Consider the following 16,816-nt stretch of genomic DNA (forward strand, 5'->3'; position numbering starts at 1 on the left):
TAATATTTTCTTAACATTTTGTAACACAAAAGACATAAAAAAGGACTCGCCGCAGCAAGTCCGTATTTTTAATTATTTAACTTTAACAGACAAATCATCGGCTTCTACATCAACTAAAATTGTGTCGCCATCCATTATATCGCCCTTAATAATCATCTTTGAAATTTTTGTTTCAAGAGCATGGCCAATATATCTCTTAACTGGTCTTGCACCATATTGTGGGCTAAAGGATGCGTTAAGGATAAATTCAAGAGCAGCATCTGTTACTTCAATTTTAATTTCTCTATCTTCAAGTTTTCTTTCAACTTCTTTAATACTTTGTTTAATAATGTCATAGATTTCATTTCTTTGAAGTGGTTTAAATAAAACTATTTCATCAACTCTATTTAAAAATTCTGGTCTAAAAGATGAACGTAAGTCTCTCATTACATTTTCTCTTGCATCTTCAGTAATTTGTCCGTCAGCACCAATTCCATCAATTAAGAAGTGAGAGCCAATATTTGATGTCATTATTATAACTGTGTTTTTAAAGTCCACAGTTCTTCCTTGGTTGTCAGTAAGTCTTCCGTCATCAAGAACTTGTAGAAGAATATTAAAGACATCTGGATGAGCCTTTTCGATTTCGTCAAATAAAATTACTGAATAGGGTTTTCTCCTTACAGCTTCAGTAAGTTGTCCTCCTTCATCATAGCCAACATATCCTGGAGGAGATCCCACAAGTCTTGACACAGAGTGTTTTTCCATGTATTCAGACATATCAATTCTAATTAGATTTCTCTCATCATCGAAAAGAGTTTCTGTAAGAGCCTTTGCAGTTTCAGTTTTACCAACACCAGTTGGTCCCAAGAAAATAAAGGAACCAATAGGTTTATTTCTATCTTTAAGTCCTGCTCTCGCCCTTAAAACAGCATCAGAAACAACTTCAATTGCCTTATCTTGACCAATTACTCTCTTGTGAAGAATATCTTCTAAGTTAAGAAGTTTTTCTCTTTCAGTTTTATTTAATTTTTCAACAGGAATTCCTGTCCATCTACTTACAACATAGGCAATTTCATCTTCTGTAACTTCTTCCTTAACCATTGAAGATTCATCTTTCTTTTCTGATTCTTTTTTTGCAAGTTCTTCCTTTAATTTTGGAAGAGTGCCATATTTTAATTCAGAAAGCTTTTCAAGGTCGTAATTTCTTTCAGCTTCTTCAATGGCATGATTTGTATCTTCAATTTTTTTCTTGATATCCTTAGTTGAATCAAGTTCCTTCTTTTCAGCTTCCCATTTTGATTTTAATCTGTCAAATTCTGCCTTTTCTTCAGAAAGTTCAGCTTGAAGTTTTTTAAGTCTTTCAGCACTTGCTTCGTCAGTTTCCTTTTTAAGAGCTTGGTTTTCGATTTCAAGTTGCAAAATTTTTCTTCTAACTTCATCAATTTCTATTGGCATTGAGTCTATTTCTGTCCTTAGCATTGCGCAAGCTTCATCCATTAAGTCTATAGCCTTATCTGGCAAAAATCTGTCAGTGATGTATCTATCAGATAAAGTTGCAGCAGCAATTACTGCAGAGTCAGAAATTCTTATGCCGTGATAAATTTCATATTTGTCCTTTAAACCACGAAGGATGGCAATTGTATCTTCAACAGTTGGCTCTTTAACCATAACTTTTTGGAATCTTCTTTCAAGAGCTGGATCCTTTTCAATATATTTTCTGTATTCATCAAGAGTTGTGGCACCAATTGCGTGAAGTTCTCCACGAGCAAGCATTGGCTTTAATAAATTTGATGCGTCCATAGCGCCATCAGTTTTTCCTGCACCAACAATGTTGTGAATTTCGTCAATGAATAAAATTATGTCGCCTTCAGATTTTTTCACTTCATTTAAAACAGCCTTTAATCTCTCTTCAAATTCACCACGATATTTTGCCCCAGCTATTAGAGCTCCCATATCTAGAGAGAAGACAGTTTTATTTTTAAGTCCTTCAGGCACATCTTCAGACACAATTCTTTGGGCAAGTCCACCTGCTATGGCAGTTTTACCAACTCCAGGAGGACCAATTAAAACCGGATTGTTCTTTGTTCTACGAGATAAAATTCTTATAACATTACGAACTTCTTCATCACGACCAATTACTGGGTCTAACTTGCCATCACGAGCAAGTTCAGTTAAATCTTGTCCGTATTTTTTTAAGGCGTCATAAGTTCCTTCAGGATTATCTGTAGTAACATGTTGATTGCCCCTAATTTTTTTAAGAGCATTTAAAAAACTATCAGCATCAATTTTATGCTTGTTAAAAATAGAAGATGAATCAGTTCCCTTCATGTTTAAAAGTCCAAGATAAATATGTTCAACAGAAAGATATTCGTCGCCCATTTTTTTCATAAAGTCTTCTGCCTTTTGGAAAAGCTCTCTGTAAGAAGAGTCGGCATAAACTTCAGCACCTGATTGTTTTGGAAGTCTTTCAATAACCTTTAAGACATCACTTTTTATCATATCAGGATTTTTTTCCATATAAGTTAAGACCCTTGGTATAAGTCCTTCTTTGTCATTTAAAAGTGCATAATTTATGTGAATTTCTTTTACCTCAGGATTGCCGTATTCCTTCGCAATATTGTATGCGCCTTGAACGGCTTCAAGGGATTTTTGAGTAAATTTTTCAAAATTCATAAAAACACCTCATTTACATTTTATTTATTTAAATTTTGTAATTCTTTATATAATTTTATTTGATCATCAGATAATTTCTTTGGATTTATGATATTAAAGATGACATAGAGGTCGCCCACCTTGCCCTTTAAATCTTTAAAACCCTTGGAAGGAATTCTCATTTTATTTCCTCCAACAAAATTTTCTGGGATTTTTAATTTTAATTTTCCATCTAAAGTTTCCACAGTTTTGCTGCCACCAAGAGCTGCATCCCATGGATAAATATTTTCAGTCTTTGTGATATCAAGACCGTCAAGGACAAGATCCTTTTCGTCGCGAATATTTATCTTAAAGAGAATATCTCCAGGTAAGCCAAACTTTTCGCCCTTTACTTTAACTTTTTTGCCACGAGTTATTCCCTTAGGAATTTTTACAGCAACTTGATATTCCTTCTTATTGTAAGTTAAGCTCACATTTTTAGTTATTCCCTCATAGGCCTCTTTAATTGAGATAGAAAGCTCAGACTCAAACTTGTTTCTAGCTTTATTTGCTGATCTTCCCCTTGACTTAGAAGAAAAATCTCCAAAGATGTCATTTATATTAAAGCCACCGGAGAAATTTCCTCCTTTGCCAGACCTTGATGAGCCGAAAATAGTTTCAAAGAAGTCAGAAAAATCTGCACCGCTTCCACCAGTAGTGTAAGTATAGCCATATTGAGAAGGGTCGAAATCATATCCGGAAGAAAAATCATAATTAGAGCCAAAAGTATCGTACTTCTTTCTCTTGTCCTTATCAGATAAAACCTCGTAAGCTTCAGAAACTTCCTTAAACTTTTCTGCAGCAGCTTCATCACCTTGATGCAAATCTGGGTGATATTTTTTTGCCAATTTTCTATAGGCAGATTTAATCTCCTTTTCATCAGCATTTTTAGAAACTCCAAGGATTTCGTAATAATCTTTGTATTTCAAATTGTTCCCTCCTCATATCTATTTAAAATCAAACTACTCTACAATAATTATATCCAAATTTTCTAAATTTATTATATTGAAAATTTGCCAATAAAATTAATAATTTGATACATTTTATTTTTATTTTTTTATTATAAAGATTTTATTTTAATTTCCGTTTCCGTCTTGCCTTTTACATAAGAAAATTTAAAATTTAAATCTTTTTCAAAGACGTCAATTGTCTTTGACTATCTTTGACTATTACATTATACAACATCATTAGCACTCTTGCAAGTAGTCTGCTAATTATTTTTTATTTTTTTATTTTATTCAAAAAAATTCTTGATTGAATTTTGTGAAAACGATATACTTAATTTGTAAAGCTAGAAAAATAATATTTAGAAAAGGAGCATATTATGAGAAAGAACAACAAAAAAAATATTATTATTTTCATCAGTCTTTTATTAATAGCAATGTTAACATTTACAGCTTGCTCAAAGAAAGAAGATAAGAACGCACCAGTAATAGGAATTTCTTGGTCAACAGATGAAGTAGACAAAGACTCCAAAGACAAAGTAGACATTGATACACAAATGTATGCAGACGCACTAAGAAAAGCTGGAGCAAAAGTTGTTTTCTTAAAAGAAATGAAATCACTTGATCAAGCTAAAAAAGAAATTAGTGAAGTTCAAGGTGTTGTTGTAACTGGTGGAGACGACTTAAACCCTGCCCTTTACAAGGAAGAACCAATTCCAACATTAGAAGACATTAACCCAAGAAGAGATAAGTCTGACGTATTTTTACTTAACGCTTTATTAGAAGAAGACAAGCCAACACTTGCCACTTGCAGAGGAATGCAACTTACTAATATTTTATCAGGAGGAACTTTATATCAAGATATAATCGTTCAAAGACCTACTGATGTTATTCATAGAGATCCTGAAAGAAAAGTTTTCGTAAAACACGATATCGAAGTTTTACCAGACAATATTTTAGCTGAAGGATTTGGAAAGTCAGGCAAAATTGAAGTTAACTCTTGGCATCACCAAGCTATTAAAGACCTTGGAAATAACTTAAGTGTTTTGGCAAAAGCTCCTGACGGAACAATTGAAGCAATTACTAGAACTGACAAAACATATTACTTAGGATTACAATTCCATCCTGAAGAATTAATAGTTGACGATAACAATGAAGATGCATTAAATCTTTATAAGGCATTTATCACAAAAGCACAAGAATTATCACAACAAAAATAAAAATTTAATCTAGTTTTACATTTTAGAGGGAAAATTCCCTCTAATTTTTTTTATTTTTTTATTGTATTTATTAATTTATTATGCTAAACTTATAACAGATTATTTAATACACTTTTTTAATTAATTTCCTTTTACACGCCGAGCAAGACTCGGCAATTTTTTTTATATTCTTCCAAAGAAAAAACAGGCCCTGGGACCTGTTTTTTTATATTATGAATTAAATTCCTTATATTCTCTTTTGGCTTCTTCTTGTTCTTCTGGAATGACCTTTATACTTGCTTTTACTATTCTCTTATCTGCCACTGCAAGTTCTGTCAAGATACAGCCAGAAGTTTTTACGCTAAGCTTTTTCTTTTCATTTTCTTCTGGTATAAAGCCAAGTTTTTCAATTATAAGCCCAGAAATTGTTTCGTGGTTTTCTGAATAAAGTGATGTGCCAAGCTCATCGTTTATGTCTTCTATATCCATAGATCCGTCAACTATATATTCATTGTCAGAAATTTTTTCTAAGGAGTGATTTTCCTTGTCGTATTCGTCTTCAATTTCTCCAACTATTTCTTCTACTATGTCTTCTACTGTAACCATGCCTGAGAAGCCACCGTACTCGTCAATTAATATTGCTACATAATTTTTGGAAGCTTGAAGTTCCTTTAAGAGCATGTCAATTTTTTTGGTTTCAGGAACAAAGTAAGGTGACTTTATACAGTTGTCTAAATTTATAAACTCATAATCATTTTTTGCATATTCTACAAAAAGGTCTTTGATATAGACTGTTCCCAAAATGTTATCTGTATTTTCTCTAAAGACTGGCATTCTTGAATAGCCCTTCTTTAAAATTTCTGTAACTGTGTCTGTGTTAAATTCGTCATAGTCTACCATGTAAATTGATGTCCTTGGCGTCATTATTTCGTAAGCCAACTTGTCATCAAAGTCCATTATATTTACAATCATTTCTTCGCCAGCTGAGTTTATTACTCCTTGCTGAGTGGAAACTTTTATATAGGATTTTAATTCTTCTTCTGAGATTTTTTCTTCAACATCTTCTGAATATTTGCCCATCATTTTTAAAACTAAAGCTGTTGAGAAAGACAATAGCTTTACAAAGGGATAAAATATTTTTGAGGCAAAGGCAATTATATTACTTGATTTCAGTGCAACTTTTTCTGAATTTTGAAGTGCTATTCTTTTTGGAACAAGTTCTCCAAAGACAAGTGTTATATAAGATAGTAAAAATGTCACTAAAATAAAGGATACTGTAAAGCCATAAGGTATGCCCCTATCTCTTAAATAGACTCCAAAAACTTGCGATATACTTGTAGCTGCAGAACCAGATGAGAAAAATCCTGCAAGAGTTATTGCAACCTGAATTGTTGATAAAAATCTTGTCTGATCAGATGAAATTGAGAGTAAAGTTTTTGCCCTCTTGTCTCCATCTTCTGCAAGTTCCTTTATCTTGTTGTTATTAACTGAAACCATAGCCATTTCTGCTGACGCAAAAAATGCGTTAATTCCTGTAAGTATTGCGATTAATATGAGCTTAGCCCACAAGGCGCCATCGTCCATTAACATATTCCTCCATATCTTTTAGACTAATTATATCAAAGAATTTGTGATTATAACAGAAAAAGAATGAATCTAGGGAATTTTTATTGATATTTTTATGTTATAATAAAAATTGATATGGAGGTGTATGATGAAAAAATTTAAAAAATTATCTATTTTAGTTCTTCTCCTTGCAGTGGCACTTTTGGCAACTTTCTTTGCTGGCAAAAAAGTTATGAAAAGCCAAATGGAACCAAATATAACTTCTACTTTAATTTTTAATAAATTAGTTAGTGCCAAGGAACTTACGACTCTTAAATATCACTATACAAATATGGGACAGTTTGAAAATCAAAATACTTTTTATGGCTACAAAATTCCCTTTACATCAAAAAAATTCATAGTTTCCTATGATGGACTTATAAATGCAGGTGTGGACCTTGAAAAAATGAAGGTAGAACTTCATGATAAAAGCATTGAAATAAAAATTCCACCGGCAAAAATTTTGAGCCACGAAATTTATGAAGATTCACTAAAGGTTTTTGACGAGAGAGAATCTATTTTTAACAGAATTGACATTGAAGACTATAACAACTTTTCTAAGGATCAAAAGAAAGAAGTTGAAAAAAAAGCCATTAAGAGAGGGCTTTTAAAGGAAGCTGACGAAGAATCTAAAAAGGCAATAGAAGAACTTCTCTTGGGAGATACAATTTTAAGTGAATATAAAATTAAAATAACAAGGGACGATTCTTTAAAATAAAATATTAATAAGATCAAAAAAAAGGGCATTCCTTATAGTATGTCCTCAGATTGTAGACAAACCCAGGAATATTTTCTGGGTTTTTTGCATTTTAATGTCTTTGCTAAAAAAACCATTAATTTATTCAAAGTTAAATCTCTATTAGGATTGAATTTATATAGCAGTATTCCTAATTTTTTCTTTAAATTAGATGATTATATTAAAAGAGCAGGCTTTTTTTGCCTGCCTTGTCATCAATCTGAAGCTGTGTCACCACAGCTCTTTATTATTAATTATCTTTAATAATTTATTTTATCCAGTATCCCCTTGAAATATGCTATTACTATTCCGTAGTTTGTTATTGGGATGCTTTTTTCTTTTGTACTCTCGATTCTACTCCTAATATTTTTTGCATTGTAAGTATTTAAAATTCTCTCTTCTTTAAAGTCACTTGATGTGTAAATAAATATAGAAATTTTTGGAAAATCTTCTAAGACAAAATCACTGCACTTGCCAAAAATTACAGCCTTTTTATTTTTTGCAATTTCTCTTATAGTTCTTAAATCCAAAAGAAAGGCAGCATCATTTTTTGCAATGTCCTCTTGTGAATAGGAATAGTTTTGTCTATATAAATCGTAAATTGTCCCTTGCAAAAAGGAATCATCTTTTTTTATTTCTTCTTCTGATAAGAGGTCAATTTTATTTATTACAAGAAGGATTGGAGTGTCCTTAAATTTTTTTAGCATTTCCCTTTCAGGTCCTGTTTGGGTATCTGATACAACTAGGACTCCAATGTCAGTTTTCGATATAACTTCGTCAGTTCTCTTCATCCTCTTTTGTCCAAGGACTGTTTCGTCTCCTATGCCTGACGTGTCCATTAAAAGACATGGCCCCAAGCTCTTAAATCTCCATTGACTTGTAAACTGGATCTGTAGTTGTCCCCTCTTGGTTTGAAACAATGGAAATATCTCGGCCAGAAAATTCATTTATTATTGAGCTCTTGCCCGAATTTACCTTTCCAAAAAATCCTATGTGAATCCTGTTACCAGAATTTGTCTTATTAAGTTCCATTAAAATCTAAAATCTCTCTTTCCAACTTCTTCCATTTCGCTTATATATTCTTTAGCCTTCTTCTTTACAATTTCATTTGGAATTTTTTCAAGTTCTCTTGCAATTAAGTCTTCGCTAAGTTCTCTTGTCTTTTCATTTCCATAATCTAACATGTATTCCTTCAAAGTCATAAGGGCATTAGGCTGACAACAATTTAAGATTTGTCCTGACTTGCAAAGTTGCATGAACCTGTCGCCAGTTCTTCCTTCCCTATAGCAGGCTGTACAAAAACTTGGGATATAACCAAGTTCCATTAGCCAATCCACAACTTCTTCAAGGGTCCTATTATCTGCAACATCAAATTGAGCAGAGTTATCTTCTTCTAATTCTTCCTCAACATATCCACCAACAGAGGTTCTTGATCCACCAGAAATTTGACTTACACCTAGTTCAAGAGCGCGTTCTCTAACTTTTTGTGACTCTCTAGTTGATATTATCATGCCAGTGTAAGGTACAGAAACCCTAATTAGGGCAATTAGTTTTTCAAAAATATCATCGGCAAGTTCGTTTTTAAAATCACTTGGATCAATGTCATCGGCAGGTTGGATTCTTGGAACAGAAATTGTGTGAGGCCCAACTCCAAATCTTTCTTCCAAGTGTTCTGCGTGCATTAAGAGTCCAACTAATTCATACTTATAAGTTTCTAATCCAAATAAAACTCCAATCCCAACGTCGTCGATGCCAGCTTCCATGGCCCTATCCATGGCTTCAGTGTGGTAGGCGTAATTATGCTTTGGTCCTGTTGGGTGAAGTTCTTCATATGACTTCTTGTTGTAGGTTTCTTGGAAGAGGATGTAGGTTCCAATTTCTGCATCCTTTAATTTTTTATAATTTTCCACAGTAGTAGCAGCAATATTTATGTTGACCCTTCTTATTTGACCATTTTCATGTTTAATAGAATAAATTGTCTTAATGGATTCCAAAATATATTCCATTGTATTGTTCACAGGGTCTTCACCAAGTTCAAGGGCAAGTCTCTTGTGGCCCATGTCTTGAAGGGCTATAACTTCACTTTTAATTTCTTCTTGAGATAATTTTTTTCTTCTAATTGATTTATTTTTTGCATGGTAAGGGCAATAAACACAACCATTAATACAATAGTTTGAAAGATAAAGGGGGGCAAACAAAACAATCCTGTTGCCGTAGTGGTCTTCCTTAATTTTCTTTGCAAGCTTATAAATTTCTTCTTGGTAATACTTGTCTTCAGCAAGTAGAAGTAAAGCCGCCTCTCTGTGGTTTAGTCCCTTTTCCTTCTTTGCCTTTTCAAGAACTTCATCTAAGAGGTCCTTATTATTCTTGTTTTTTTCTGCATAGTCAAGAGTTTCTAAGATCTCTTGATGGTTTATAAATTCATCTGCAATTTTTGAATCTAGCTTGTACAATTTCTTCACTATTCCTTAATCCTCACTTATAATCTCCTCTAGATTTGGAAATCTTATATCCAATTTTCTCTAGTTTTTTCTCTAGTCCCATAAAGTCGTCAGAGTTTTGAACTTCTGTACCGATTTTATTGTCGTAAAGCTTATAATTTTTTCTAAGTTTCTCTGCCCCAACATTGGGCATTAAAACATTGGCCCCTGCCAAAATTCCCTTTTCTCGTCCAAATTCGTCAATACTTCCCAGGGCAGTTGTTGATGGCAAGAGAAGTTTCTCGTCAGCAATCCTTACAATGTATAAAATTTTAAGAACATCTTCTAACTTGCCGCCTTCAAAGTCCCTGAAAGGAGTGTCATGTTGGGGTATGAAGGGTCCAATTCCCACCATCTGAGGTCTTAATTTTAAAATAAATTTTAAATCCTCATATAAATTTTCAAGCCTTTGATAAGGTGAACCCACCATCATGCCACAACCTGTTTGAAAGCCCAAGTCCTTTAATTTTAGAATGGAATCAATCCTGTTTTCAAACTTCATAGAGCTTGGATGAAGCCTTTGGTAGTGAGACTTGGAATAGGTTTCATGCCGCAAGAGGTGCCTGTCAGCCCCCATATTTTTCAAGGCCTCAAAGTCCTGAAAATCTCTTTCACCAAGAGAAAGTGTTATGGCAACATCAGGAAACTTTTCTTTGATATGATAAATAATTTCTTTTAAGTAATCAAGGCTATAAAAGTCATCTTCGCCACCCTGCATGACAATGGTTTTTATCCCCAGGTCCACTGAGTAGCTGGCAAGGTCCAAGATTTCTTCCTTAGACAACCTAAGCCTCTTGGTATTTTTGTTGGCCAACCTAAGACCACAATAGTAGCAATTGCTTTTGCAATAAGTGGAAATTTCTATTAGGCCCCTAATGTAAATCTCTCGGCCAAAGTTTTTTACTGCTAAGTCTCTTGCAAAGGCATGTAAATCTTCGGCTTCAACTTTATCCAAATTCATTAGGTTGGAAAAATCCTTAAAGCTAATCTCCTTGGTATTATAAACTTTTCACATATCTTTAAAGTTTTCAATGGCCATCTTCCATTCATCTTACCCGAAAATAATTTTTTAACTACAATTACAGTATCATATTATATCAAATTTTGTTGATTTTAAGAAACATAATGAAATAAAAAATTTTTGCACTTAAGAATATCAAAAGATGCAAATAGGATAAAGAATTTCCATTTTATAATTCTTTTTTAGCCTACAATATAAATTTCTATAAAAAAATGGACGCAGTAAAGACTGCATCCATTTTTGAGAAAGTGAAGATAATTTAGTAATTTTTAATTCTTCTTAGCCAAGGAATTTAAAATTTCTTGATAATCATTTGCTGCCAAGAAAATTTGAACATAGGCCCAGTGATTTTCTTTGACATCAGTGAAATTATTAAAGTCCTTAATAATCTTTTCTAAATCTTTTTTGTTAATAGAACGACCATCATAGTGGTTTAAAATTGTAACGGCTTCTGCCCTAGTAATAACACCATCTGGTTTAAAACTTCCATCTGGATAGCCAACAATGTGTCCATTACCATAAACTTGATTGATTGCATCTTCAAATTTGTGACCCTTGATATCTGCAAAAGGAGCGGTCTTGTTGTTCTTCTTATCAATACCAGCTATGGCTCTAGCAAATTCTGCCCTAGTTATTGGCTCATTAGGCCTAAAGTTGCCATTCTCGTCTGCGAACATCAAGTTGTTTTTAACCATAGCATTTATGGCTGCATTATACCATCCATTAGGTGTATCTTTGAAGTTAGGCTTGTCCTTATTGTCTAAGTCTAATCCAGCCAAGACTCCTATCATAGAAGCTGCTTCAGCACGACTTATCTTTCCCTCAGGACGGAAACTCTTGTCACCGTAGCCAAAAATATAGGCTCCATGTTTTGATTTAGGTTTTTCATTTGGAGCATTTTCTATTGCGCTTTCAGTAACTTCTACCATGTCACCATTTTCAAAATAAGTTTTCTCTGCAAATTTAACTAATACAATAGGTTTAATATATTTTGCCTTGTCTGGTAATTTAGTTATTACAATTTCATAACCACCATCCACAGCCTTAACAGAATAGTCCTCTATTGGAAGCTCTTGTTTTTTGTATTTAGGTGTAGCTGTTGAAGTTATATCTACTTCCTTCGAAGGTTTCATAGCATTAAAATCATCTACAGTTACATAGTTAAGCTTGAAGAAGAATTTTTCATTTTCTCCAATCTTTCCTGCATCTTTTAAAGTAGATTTAATTCTTATTTTATTGTCCTTAAGGGCAACATATTTTTTATTGTTGTGTGGGTTTAACTTATCCCTATCTCCAGAAACCTCAAAGTTAACAAGGGCTTTTTTAGTATAATCTCTAAATAAGCCAGATTTTTTACCATCAACTTTTTTAAATGGCATTGCTTCAATTTCTGCCACTTCTTCTTCACTTATTGAATTAGAATCTTTTGCTAATAATTCTTTTGCCCTAGCTATAGAGTTTTTAATTTGAGATTTTACTTGATTGTCACCATATTCTATTGCTTCATTATCAAGAACTTTATCGTCCATTGTATCTAAATAGACTTTCAATTCTTCCTTGGCCTTTTTAACCCTTGCTGCAAACTTCTCATTTGCATTTTGATCTTCGCCAACTGTACCTGGCCTTTGACTTTCTTCTCTTTCTTTATTGGTCTTGTCAGACTTTAAGGCTATTTGCGTATAATTTTTAACTGAACTTGCATAGGCTTGTCCTGGTACTGAACCTAGCATTAAAGAAAAGCCTAAAAGGCAAGAAACAAAACCTAGTGACAACTTACTCATTCCATTACTAGGTTTTTCATTTATTTTTTTCATTTTTCCTCCTTAAATAATAAGAGAAACGCGCTTACAAAAATTAGTAAAAATCTATAAGTTTTTCCTACTTATATAAGACAAAGAAGTATGTAAATAAAAACTTTCTAGTATTTCTACATATACTTAAATCATAGTATTTGTCACTTGATTTTGTTTATTATTTTATCTTTCTTTTTTTAATAATTCTTCTTCATTAAAATATTTTTAATTTTATTGCGATTGAATAAATGTTTTTCTTTAATATATCCTCGCTTTATCTGTCTTTTTAGATATCCTTATCTTTTAATTTTAAAAGATACTACTTTAATTCAATGACTGTTTTAAAATAGTATCTTTTAAGAATATTTTTTTATTTTTCTACTTCTAATAATTTTTTTACTTCTTCAATTTCAACATCTTCTAAGGACATCTCCCTCCACTTCGGCTGGTAGTCCTTATCTATAACTTTTGATTTAATTCCCTTTTCCATTTCCCCAATTTCAAGAGCGTAATTTAAAACTTTTAGGTCTAAGTCCACAGTTTCATGGTAGGTCAAGTTTTTACATAAAAAATATTTTTCAAATTGCACTTGAAGCATAAACTGTGACCTTGCCTTTAAGTCATCATAGATTTCTCTTGCAAATTCATCTTCTAGGTTTTCTTCTAGACTTTTATAAATTTCCTCAAGGCTATCTTTATTAAAATATTTTTCAATTTTGTCATAATTTTTATCTACAAAAGTTTCCTTTACTGGCAAATTATATTTTTCGCCTTCAATTTTTAATTTTTCAATTAATTCTTCGCCCTCATAAATTTCTGAAAGATCAATAAGTTTTTCAATTAATTTTTCATAATCCTTTGAATCAATATAGACATGGGAAAAATTATATTTAATTAAATCAGAAGCTTCAAGACCTCTTCCGAGAATGCCAACAAAATGTCCCAAGGCCTTCGGAAGTCTAGAGATGTAGTTGCAGACTCCAACATCTGGCACAAAGCCAAGACTAGTTTCTGGCATAGCCCAGTTTACAGATTCTTCTGAAATTATATAGTCTGAATTTATGCTAAGACCAATGCCACCACCCATGACAATGCCTCTCCAGTGACTTATAAGAGGCTTTTTATAGGATGCAATATACTTATCAAGCTCAAATTCTGTTGCAAAAAATTCGTCTTTTCTCTTACAGGAATCCTTGTTTATAAAATTATTGTAGAGGTCCTTTAAATCTCCTCCAGAGCAAAAGGCCTTATCTGTCAAGCTGTCAAATAAAACTGCTTTAATATTCTCATCGTCTTCCCATTTTTCCAAAATTTCTCTAATTTTCTTTATCATTTCAAAATTTAGGGCATTTAATTTTCTAGGATTATTTAAATAAATTACGCCCAGGTTTTTTATAACTTTTGGAATAATAAAATCCTTCATTTCATCACCATCTTTTCCTTATAAATATTTTATACCCAAAGAAAAAAATCGCAAAAAAATAGATCTCATATAAGTGAAATCTATTTTTCAAAATTTTATTTTTTAAAATTATTTTCCAGGAAAAATCTTAAAATTAAATAATATAGGACGTAGGAGACGCCTGCCATTGGCCAAATTATCCATGACTTGTCCCATTTATTTGTGACAAGGGAATAGCCAAGATAAATTGCCACAATAAGAATCCAATAGGCTGTGATAAAGGGCTCTATCTTCTTCTTAAGCTCCTTATTTTTTCTAGTAAAGTCATCTTCTTCTAAAAGTGCCTTTAGGGCACTCATGGGAATATTGGTTCTCAGCAAAAAATTTACACCAAGACCGACAAGTGCCAATAAAAAACCCATTGCTATTGCTATTACCATGTCTTCAGCTGAAAAAATCATGCCAACAAAAATTGGAAGAACTGAGGCAACTATAAGTAAGATACCAATTATGTTGTTCTTGACAAAAGAATCGTGAAACTTTTCCATTCTATCCCTCGCCATGCCATCAACTCCATAATCAGTATCAATGGCTTCACTTTCTATAAATTCATGTTTTTTTAAAAGCATTCCTTCCCTTACAAAAATTCCAACTGCAGCTATTATAAATAAAAATAATACTGTAAGAGAAACTCCATAAACTACATTTTCTGGAACAGATAAAAGTTTTTTTTCGTAGGCTTCTGATGAAATTACTAAAAATATTGGAGATATTATACAAAGAGAAACTCCAAGAGCAAGATTTTTTGCTGAAATTTCCTTTAAATTCAAATATTCATTTGCCATCTCCATGGAAACTTTTCTCGTCTTACTTTCTTCATATTCCTCATCTAAAAATTCTGGGTCCTCTATCTCATCCTTGATGAGATAATCTGTTGTGACACCAAAAATTTTGCTGAGCTTTAAAATTTTATCCATGTCGGGAATAGATTGTGCCCCTTCGTACTTTGAAATAGATTGTCTGCTTACGCCAAGTTTTTCTGCAAGTTCTTCTTGTGACCAAGCATTTTTCTTTCTAAGATTTATAATTTTGTCTGCTAAAATCATAGTCTTACCTCCTTTTCTAAGTAAATTTTATAAAAATTTATGGTGGCAAGCTATAAATAGTGCTTGTCAATTTGTAAACTCCAAGTTGCAAGTCTTAAAATTTTAAAATTTTTTTGCTTATATATATTTTACAAAGCATTTTTCTATGAAATATATATTTTATTTAAAGATCATGTAAAGTTTTTATAAATTTTTTCGATAAAAAATCCTGACTTGTGTCAGGATTTTTACTTTTTATTTTTTGACATATCTACAATTAAATTTACCAGGCTTTCAAAGTCAAAGGCTGAAGAATCTATTAAGAGGTCATAATTTGATCTCTCGCCCCAAATTTTTCCAGTATTTCTACCATAGTGATTTGACCTTCTATTATTTTCACGCTCTAATTTTAGTTCAAGTTTATCTTTTTTTACATTGTAAGTATTTAAAATTCTCTCTTCTTTAAAGTCACTTGATGCGTAAATAAATACAGAAAGTTTTGGGAAATCTTCTAAGACAAAATCACTGCACTTGCCAAAAATTACAGCCTTTTTATTTTTTGCAATTTCTCTTATAGTTCTTGAATCCAAAAGAAAGGCAGCATCATTTGTTGCAATGTCCTCTTGTGAATAGGAATAGTTTTGTCTATATAAATCGTAAATTGTCCCTTGCAAAAAGGAATCGTCTTTTTTTATTTCTTCAGGTTTTACTTTGCCTTCCAGGCTCATAAGTTCAATTAATTTTTCGTCAAAGAATTGGTAATTTAATCTTTCGGCAACTTTTTTTGCAATTTCATTGGCTCCGCTGCCATATTCTCCATCAATTGTAATTAATTTTTTTCCAGCTTTTTCGAAAAATTTATTAAATAGTGACATATTCTCACCTCTCAACCATTATATATGATAAATGTGAAATCTTTTTTAATTAATATAAAATTCTTGTGAAAAATTTTATCTATCAAATATTTTCTTTAAATAACTTTCAATTGGAAGTTGTGCAATAAGTGTGGCAATAAAAATAATTACAGCACCAATAATTTCCCTCTTACTCATACTTTGTGAAAGAATAAGCCAGCCAAAAATTGCTCCAAAAACTGATTCCAAAGAACTTATCATAGATGCAATTAATGGGTCCAGTTCCTTTAGTGCCATAAGCTGAATTGTAAAGCCAACGCCTGATGACAAAACCCCAACATACAAAATAGCAATGTAGGATTTTAAAATTGCAGAAATATTTATCTCTTCAAAAATAAGAGCTGCAAGAAAAGAAATAATTCCACAAATTGCAAATTGAAATAGGGATACTAAAACTGCATTAGTATCTACTGAAAATTCCGCCAGCATTAAAATGTGAATAGAAAAAACTATTGCACCCATAATTGTAATGAAATCGCCCCTATTCATGCTAAGGCTTCCCTTTACTGACATGAGATAAGTTCCAAGCATGGCAAGAACTATACATAGAAGAAGTTTTCTATTTATTCTCTTTCCAAAGAAGAGTCCAATAATTGGAATAAAAACTATATAAAGTGCAGTGAGAAAACTTGCCTTGCCTGCAGTTGTATAGACAAGACCAAATTGTTGAAAATTAATGCCAAAAGTAAAGACAAGACCACAAAGAATTCCACCTCTTATAGTTTTTTTCATGTCAAATTTTTGCTCTCTATAGGATTTTGATGTTTTATTAAAAAATAAATAAGTTAAGTACAAAAAAATTATAGCAACAAAAGATCTTACTGCCGTAAAAGTAAAGGGACCAATAAATTCCATACCCTGGGTTTGTGCTACAAAGGCAAGACCCCAAATTATTGATGTGAAAAATAGCATTATTGACGATTTAAATTCTCTACCCATTATAACACCACCCAAAAAAACACCAATC

The 16,816-nt window shown here is 32.2% G+C and carries 14 protein-coding genes; 2 read left to right on the forward strand and 12 right to left on the reverse strand.

Annotated features, from left to right (window positions below; genetic code table 11):
- Positions 1 to 72: 72 nt before the first annotated feature.
- Together clpB and JOD41_RS05710 are read right to left on the reverse strand one after the other, a co-directional pair.
- On the reverse strand, positions 73 to 2,652 hold the full coding sequence (gene clpB / locus JOD41_RS05705; protein ID WP_205051960.1) for an ATP-dependent chaperone ClpB: 2,580 nt from the start codon (positions 2,650 to 2,652) through the stop codon (positions 73 to 75).
- A gap of 20 nt (positions 2,653 to 2,672) precedes the next feature.
- Entirely contained in the window at positions 2,673 to 3,599 is a 927-nt protein-coding gene (locus JOD41_RS05710; protein WP_205051961.1) for a DnaJ C-terminal domain-containing protein, read from the reverse strand.
- Positions 3,600 to 3,994: 395 nt separating this feature from the next.
- Here JOD41_RS05710 and JOD41_RS05715 point away from each other — a divergent pair, with 395 nt between their 5' ends.
- Positions 3,995 to 4,834 carry a gamma-glutamyl-gamma-aminobutyrate hydrolase family protein gene (locus JOD41_RS05715; protein ID WP_205051962.1) on the forward strand — a complete coding sequence of 280 codons (840 nt, stop codon included), beginning with the start codon at positions 3,995 to 3,997 and terminating at the stop codon, positions 4,832 to 4,834.
- 210 nt (positions 4,835 to 5,044) lie between these two features.
- On the opposite strand, the gene JOD41_RS05720 is transcribed toward JOD41_RS05715, so the two are convergent.
- Positions 5,045 to 6,397 (reverse strand): hemolysin family protein, encoded by a 1,353-nt coding sequence (locus tag JOD41_RS05720; RefSeq protein WP_205052081.1) that lies wholly within the window; start codon positions 6,395 to 6,397, stop codon positions 5,045 to 5,047.
- 130 nt (positions 6,398 to 6,527) lie between these two features.
- On the opposite strand from JOD41_RS05720, the gene JOD41_RS05725 reads away from it, so the two are divergent.
- Positions 6,528 to 7,136 (forward strand): DUF4230 domain-containing protein, encoded by a 609-nt coding sequence (locus tag JOD41_RS05725; protein ID WP_205051963.1) that lies wholly within the window; start codon positions 6,528 to 6,530, stop codon positions 7,134 to 7,136.
- A gap of 278 nt (positions 7,137 to 7,414) precedes the next feature.
- Here the strand turns inward: JOD41_RS05725 and JOD41_RS05730 are convergent, their stop codons facing one another.
- From JOD41_RS05730 to JOD41_RS05765, 9 genes are all read right to left on the reverse strand, one after another.
- The gene (locus JOD41_RS05730) at positions 7,415 to 7,993 is read right to left on the reverse strand and encodes a cytidylate kinase family protein (protein ID WP_239541066.1); all 579 of its coding nucleotides are present in this window, start codon (positions 7,991 to 7,993) and stop codon (positions 7,415 to 7,417) included.
- Between the two features lie 22 nt (positions 7,994 to 8,015).
- Positions 8,016 to 8,186 carry a GTPase gene (locus JOD41_RS09195; protein ID WP_239541069.1) on the reverse strand — a complete coding sequence of 57 codons (171 nt, stop codon included), beginning with the start codon at positions 8,184 to 8,186 and terminating at the stop codon, positions 8,016 to 8,018.
- Positions 8,186 to 9,607 (reverse strand): [FeFe] hydrogenase H-cluster radical SAM maturase HydG, encoded by a 1,422-nt coding sequence (gene hydG / locus JOD41_RS05735; RefSeq protein ID WP_205052082.1) that lies wholly within the window; start codon positions 9,605 to 9,607, stop codon positions 8,186 to 8,188. The genes JOD41_RS09195 and hydG overlap by 1 nt, the downstream gene beginning before the upstream one ends.
- A 22-nt stretch (positions 9,608 to 9,629) precedes the next feature.
- Positions 9,630 to 10,595, reverse strand: a complete 966-nt coding sequence (gene hydE / locus JOD41_RS05740) for a [FeFe] hydrogenase H-cluster radical SAM maturase HydE (RefSeq protein WP_239541072.1) — start codon at positions 10,593 to 10,595, stop codon at positions 9,630 to 9,632.
- Between the two features lie 329 nt (positions 10,596 to 10,924).
- The gene (locus JOD41_RS09200) at positions 10,925 to 12,469 is read right to left on the reverse strand and encodes an S-layer homology domain-containing protein (RefSeq protein WP_239541074.1); all 1,545 of its coding nucleotides are present in this window, start codon (positions 12,467 to 12,469) and stop codon (positions 10,925 to 10,927) included.
- Between the two features lie 349 nt (positions 12,470 to 12,818).
- A complete protein-coding gene (locus JOD41_RS05750; protein ID WP_205051965.1) occupies positions 12,819 to 13,871 on the reverse strand; it encodes an enoyl-CoA hydratase/isomerase family protein in 1,053 nt (350 codons plus the stop codon).
- A gap of 95 nt (positions 13,872 to 13,966) precedes the next feature.
- On the reverse strand, positions 13,967 to 14,956 hold the full coding sequence (locus JOD41_RS05755; protein WP_205051966.1) for a helix-turn-helix domain-containing protein: 990 nt from the start codon (positions 14,954 to 14,956) through the stop codon (positions 13,967 to 13,969).
- Between the two features lie 227 nt (positions 14,957 to 15,183).
- Positions 15,184 to 15,810, reverse strand: a complete 627-nt coding sequence (locus JOD41_RS05760; RefSeq protein WP_205051967.1) for a cytidylate kinase-like family protein — start codon at positions 15,808 to 15,810, stop codon at positions 15,184 to 15,186.
- 75 nt (positions 15,811 to 15,885) lie between these two features.
- Positions 15,886 to 16,788, reverse strand: a complete 903-nt coding sequence (locus JOD41_RS05765; protein WP_205051968.1) for a DMT family transporter — start codon at positions 16,786 to 16,788, stop codon at positions 15,886 to 15,888.
- Positions 16,789 to 16,816 lie beyond the last annotated feature (28 nt).

The organism is Peptoniphilus gorbachii (assembly GCF_016908115.1).
Classification (GTDB): Bacteria; Bacillota; Clostridia; order Tissierellales; family Peptoniphilaceae; genus Peptoniphilus_A; species Peptoniphilus_A gorbachii.